This window comes from Curtobacterium sp. P97 (assembly GCF_023712445.1).
GTDB lineage: Bacteria > Actinomycetota > Actinomycetes > Actinomycetales > Microbacteriaceae > Curtobacterium.
Genome location: NZ_JAMAYF010000046.1, coordinates 1 through 552, shown reverse-complemented (window position 1 = coordinate 552; position 552 = coordinate 1). Strand labels below are relative to the sequence as shown.

1 pseudogene is annotated in these 552 nt (G+C 80.3%); it reads left to right on the top strand.

Going from position 1 to position 552, the window contains the following annotated elements:
- Positions 1-552: pseudogene (locus tag M3677_RS16850) on the top strand (hypothetical protein); the annotation flags it as partial.

Genomic DNA, 552 nt, shown 5'->3' with positions numbered 1-552 from the left:
GGGTGCGGTTCGAGCTCGTGCCGGTGTTCCTGCGCTGGGACCGGCAGTGGGCGCTGGAGGAGCGCCCCGCCGGGGCGACCGCCGGGACGACGACCGACCCGGTGCACCTCGAGCTCATGCGGCAGACCGTGGCCGCCGGGGACCGCTCGTCGGACTGGTGGCGGCAGGTCGGCGCGCTGGCCGCCCGCGACGGGCAGGTGGCCGGCTGCGCGGCCGCCGTCCTGGACCCCGCCCGGCGGGCCGGCGGCCGGCGCGTGCTGGACCCCGACGGCTGGTCCCCGCCGTGGTCGACCGTCGCCGCCCTGCTCGAGGCGGTGCCGCGGTGCGTGGTGAAGGTGGCCCCGGGCCTCGACCACGACCGGGTGCCCGAGGGCGTCGAGGCCGAGTGGGTGTCGGTGGGCGGGTCGGTCGTCGAGGCGCTGCTGTGGGGCCGCGGGGTGTCGGCCACCTGGCGGCGCGCGACCGTCGTCCGTGCGGGGGTCGTGCACGAGCTCACCGCCGACACCGACCCCGGCCGGGCCCCGGTCGCCGCGCCGCGGGGCTGGCTGCACG